The sequence below is a fragment of the Paraburkholderia sp. Ac-20347 genome (genome assembly GCF_017104805.1).
In the GTDB taxonomy this organism is placed as follows: domain Bacteria; phylum Pseudomonadota; class Gammaproteobacteria; order Burkholderiales; family Burkholderiaceae; genus Paraburkholderia; species Paraburkholderia tropica.
Genome location: NZ_JAAGPN010000423.1, coordinates 1 through 4,704 on the forward strand (window position 1 = coordinate 1; position 4,704 = coordinate 4,704).

The 4,704-nt window shown below is 67.0% G+C and carries 4 protein-coding genes; all 4 read left to right on the forward strand.

The window, feature by feature from the left end; translation table 11 throughout:
• Nucleotides 1-71 precede the first annotated feature (71 nt).
• Nucleotides 72-1,007: a YadA-like family protein gene (locus tag G3N97_RS36800; protein ID WP_346778175.1), complete on the forward strand. Its 936-nt coding sequence runs from the start codon at nucleotides 72-74 to the stop codon at nucleotides 1,005-1,007.
• Nucleotides 1,008-1,132: 125 nt separating this feature from the next.
• A complete protein-coding gene (locus G3N97_RS36805; RefSeq protein ID WP_205997691.1) occupies nucleotides 1,133-2,197 on the forward strand; it encodes an OmpA family protein in 1,065 nt (354 codons plus the stop codon).
• 949 nt (nucleotides 2,198-3,146) lie between these two features.
• Complete coding sequence (locus tag G3N97_RS36810) at nucleotides 3,147-3,644, forward strand: hypothetical protein (RefSeq protein ID WP_205997692.1); 498 nt, start codon at nucleotides 3,147-3,149, stop codon at nucleotides 3,642-3,644.
• Nucleotides 3,645-3,908: 264 nt separating this feature from the next.
• Nucleotides 3,909-4,607, forward strand: a complete 699-nt coding sequence (locus tag G3N97_RS36815) for a response regulator transcription factor (RefSeq protein WP_205997693.1) — start codon at nucleotides 3,909-3,911, stop codon at nucleotides 4,605-4,607.
• Nucleotides 4,608-4,704 lie beyond the last annotated feature (97 nt).

Below are 4,704 nucleotides of genomic sequence, written 5' to 3' on the forward strand. Positions count from 1 at the left end.
TACGTCATTAGTATGGCAGTGCGTATACATATCACTACTATGTCTTTTTTATTAATGCTCCGGCGACCGCCGTGATCTCCACTAGAGCGACCACTCTTTCCCTCCACGCCGCTCTTCCGATCTCCATCGGCGGCACGACGCTCAACAACGTCGGCTCGGCGCTGACGAACCTCGACGGCCGCGTCACGCAGAACACCGCCGACATCACGAATCTGCAGAAGTCGGTCACCAACATGGCGGGCTCGGTCGCGAACGCGGTGCAGTACGACTCGTCGGCGCATGACTCGGTTACGCTGGGCGGCACCGGCGAGGCCGTGAAGCTCACCAATCTCGCCGACGCCGTACTGAGCGCGAGCAGCACCGACGCGGTCACGGGCTCGCAGCTCTTCGCGACCAATATGCAGGTCGCGAGCATTGAGCAGGCGGTGCAGAACGTGGCCGCGAGCGCCTCGATCTACGTCGCCGCCAACTCGCCGAACGGTGCGGCCACGGCCAGTGGTTCGAACACGCTGGCGGCCGGCGGCGGCGCTGTCGCGAGCGGCACCGCATCGACGGCAATCGGCGACCAGGCGCACGCCACTGGCACGAACGCCGTGGCGCTCGGCGCGAATTCGGTGGCCGACCGCGCCAATTCGGTGTCGGTGGGCAGCATCGGCAACGAGCGGCAGATCACCAACGTCGCGAATGGCACGGCGCCCACCGACGCCGTGAATCTGGGCCAGCTCAACAGTGCGTTCAGCGGCGTCAACAGCCGTATCGACGACGTGGATCGCGACGCGCGGCGCGGCATCGCGGCGGCGTCGGCGCTCAACGTCGTCACGCCGTATCTGCCCGGACGCACGACCATGAACGCGGGCGTCGCGGCGTATCGCGGCCAGGCGGCGCTCGGCATCGGCGTCTCGCGCTGGAACGAGAAGGGCAGCGTCAACTACAACCTCGGCGTCTCGTCGGCGGGTGGCAACAGCACCATCGTCCGCGCGGGTCTCGGCATCGTGTTCGGCGGTTGACGCAGCGGGCAGCGACCCTGGCGGCGCGGCCGGCGCACTGTCGGCCGCGCACCTCACGCGGCACGCCCCGCGCTTTTCAACCGCACGGGCGAACCGTGCGGGCCTTTCCATGGGCAGCAACCAACATGAAAATCATCGCCATGGCGATCGCGGCCTCGGCCGTGCTCGCCGGATGCGCGTCGCAGGCGACGCGCGATTCCTTGCAGATTCAGGACCCCACCGTGCTCGAAGAGGGGCTCAGAGCGTCGCAGAGCGAGCAGGCCGGCGCGGCCACCGACGCCTGGGTCGGCGCCTATCCGGCCAGCGTGGGCCGCGCGCAACTCGACGACGAACAGCGACGCCTCCAGGCGCTCGGCGCGAAGAAGGCCGGCTATTTCGGCGCGAAGGCGCAGTGCTGGATCTACGCCGCGCGCGAGGAGCACGCGCAGTACAACCATTGGGGATTTGTCGAAGAAGCGGCGCATCAGGCCGATCAACTGATCGGCGCGCTCGAAGGGCGCGGCCAGGCGTCCGTCGAGAATCCGAAGCTGCGGACCGCGGCCATCGTGCGGCCCGATCTATGGCAGCGGCTGCTGGCGGCGAAGTCGTCACCGGCGTTCGCGTCGTGTCAGCCCGCGCAGGAGCGCGTGGCCTGCGCCGAGGTCGAACTCACGCACGCCGGTCATGAGGCGTGGACACGTTCGTTCGACGCGAGTGCGCAGCGCGTTGGCGAAGTGCAGCGCAAGATCGCCGATCTCCCCGCCGTGCTGAACGCCTGCCAGCCGCCGCGTCAGGAGCCGCCGCCGTTGCCGAACAGCATCACGTTGCCGACCGACACGCTGTTCCGTTTCGATCGTGGCGATCTCAACGGTCTGTTGCCGCAGGGGCGGGCGAGTCTCGACGCACTGGCGCGCGATATTGCCGCAGCGGGCGACATCACGGCGGTCCGCACGGAGGGCTATACCGACCGGCTGGGCAGCGACAGCTACAACATGCGGCTTTCGCGGCAGCGCGCGGAAACCGTCGCCGGTTATCTGCGCGAGCGGAGCGAGGCGAATATTGCGATGAGCGCGGTCGGGCGCGGCAAAGCGGATCCGGTGGTGCAGTGTGATGAGCGCAATCGCGAAGCGCTGATCGCCTGTCTTGCGCCCAATCGCCGCGTCGAGCTTTCGATCGCGCGCAAGTCAGGCGCTCAGGCCGCCGCGCGCTAAGTTCTGCGCAACCAGGCGGCGCACTCGGTCCCGTGTTGTCAGTTCGCGGCGACCTGAGCATGCGCCCGCGCGCCCGCCGTCTTATACGGCGGGCTTTTTGCCTTTTCTTTTTGCCTTTTAATCGGCCATTTCGTGCGCTTTCATCGTGGCGGAAAGCTCGTTCGAACTGCCAGGCAGCGCTCGTCCGGCACGTTCGATCCCTTTCACGGCCATGGTGAATTCGCACAGTCTTATCGTCATTTCCCTGCGCTTTCTTAAGTCGATTCCGACAGATTTAACAATCCCTGACAGTAGGTTTTTGCGCTTGCGACGACAATAGGCCGTCGCGGCCCATCAAGTCATCGCGGGAGTGATCCGCGTGACGGCCGGCATCGATCCCGATACGGATCGACGCGCGCGCATTTTGGTTGCGCGCAGGACACGGCGGCATGAACCTCATGTCCGTCATGCACGACATACACGGAATTCGGCTACGGGGGCTGGCGCGATCGGGACACGGCGACGCGCCGGTGCGTGGAAGGCAGAGCGGACTCGAGTTCGCCGCATAACGCTGGAAACAGCGCCTGGTAGTAGGAGTGGCGATGGCGGTGAGCATGACGCCATGCAGTGAGATCGGTTGCGGCCAGCAGGCGGACGTCGGGCGGTGATGTCCGCCTGCGTGCGACGCGCCGTCGAGATGGCGTCGGCGCCCGCGCCGGCGATCCTGGTCCGGGGGCGAGGACTGCCGGAGACTACGCGGTGCGCGGACTGCGGCCATCGTCACTCGTTTTTCAATCTTTCAAACAGGCACGCGCGCACGATTGAGTGCGCTCAGGCACGTCCCGTACGCGCGCGCCCTGGCATCACATGACACACGACGTCCGGGCGCGCCGGCGGCTTCGATGAGCGGCCAGGCGGTGCGCGAACGGCGGCGTGGGTCGGCGACGAGCGTTAGCGACACGAGGTTTTCATGTTTTTCCGCTTCGGCAGCACCCGGTTTCCGCCCGCTTCCCGCGTCAACGCTTCGGGTGGCAGTCGCGATCTCGACCGCGTCGAGCTGGACCTCGCCCGCGACCGCCATGCGCGCGCCGCCATGGAGGCTTACGCCGATTCCTGCGAGGCCGAATTGCCCTGGCTGAGCGAGTCGCTGCGCCAGTCGCGCTATGGCCGTTCGGACAAGTTGACGCAATGTTCCGCGACGGTGCTGCGCGCATTCGTGCTCGCGCAGGCGCGCGCCGCCGCGCAGCCCGACTACGCGCATGCCGCATGGGAGCACGTGCGCGTCCATCTGGCCGCGCTGCTCTCGGGCGATTCGCCGGCCGCTGCCGAGCATGACGGGCACCACGGCCAGCCCGGCGATCATGCACAGACGGGCGCACAACCTGGCGCACAACCGAACACACAATCCGGCGCGCCGTCGGCCGACGACACGTTCGTGCCGCTGGGCCGGCGTCCGGCGCCGAGATAGTCGGTAACCGGGACGATCACAGGCGGCGCGTCGAATGAGAGCGTTTTCGACTACCATGGGCGGATTCCGCATCCCCGGTCCGGAGGCGCGCTTGCCGCTCCCGTTTATTTCGAGACGCTGCGAAAGTGGCGGTTTGCGCGCGCGGCGCGGGTCGCGCGCAACGGGGTTGGGGAGGGATTTCGCCAGCGCCGTCGGCAACGCTGGCGGGACCGCAGGGTGGATCCATCCCGAGAACATGAAAAACGATACTGGGTGCGGGGCACTATGAGAATTGCAGTACTGGATGACGATCCGGCACAGACCGACTTCGTCTGTCAAACCTTGATGGCGGCAGGCCACGTCTGCCATGCGTTCGCCAAGGGCGGCGAACTGGTCCGGCAACTGCGCCGGCAGACGTTCGACCTGCTCGTGCTCGACTGGAACGTGCCGGACATGGCCGGCGACGAAGTCCTACATTGGGTGCGGCAAAGCCTGTCCACGCGTCTGCCCGTCCTGTTCATGACGAGCCGCAGCCGCGAGGTGGACATCGCGCTCATGCTCAACAGCGGTGCCGACGACTACGTCGTTAAGCCGGTGTCCGCGCCGGTGCTGCTCGCGCGCGTCGGCTCGCTGCTGCGTCGCGCGTATCAACTGCAACCGCCCGCGCAGAAGGAAGTCTTCGGCGAATACGAGTTCGATCTGAAGTCGCGTCAGGTGACGGTGGCCGGCAAGGCGGTCGCGCTCACGCAGAAGGAATTCGACCTCGCGCTGCTGCTGTTCCAGCACCTGAGCCGCCCGCTGTCGCGCGCGCACATTCTCGACGTGATCTGGAAGCAATCCGACGACATCCCGTCGCGCACCATGGACACGCACGTGTCGATGCTGCGCTCCAAGCTCGGCCTGCGTCCCGAAAACGGCTATCGCCTGACGCCGATCTATGGCTACGGCTACCGCCTCGAGCGCATCGAGGGGGACGCGGCGTGAGGGGCGCACGCGGGAGTCGCCCCGTTGCGGGCGCAAGCCTCGCGCTGGCGCGGCCGCTGTTCGCCTGCGCGCTCGCGCTGAGCCTGCTGCCGGTCAT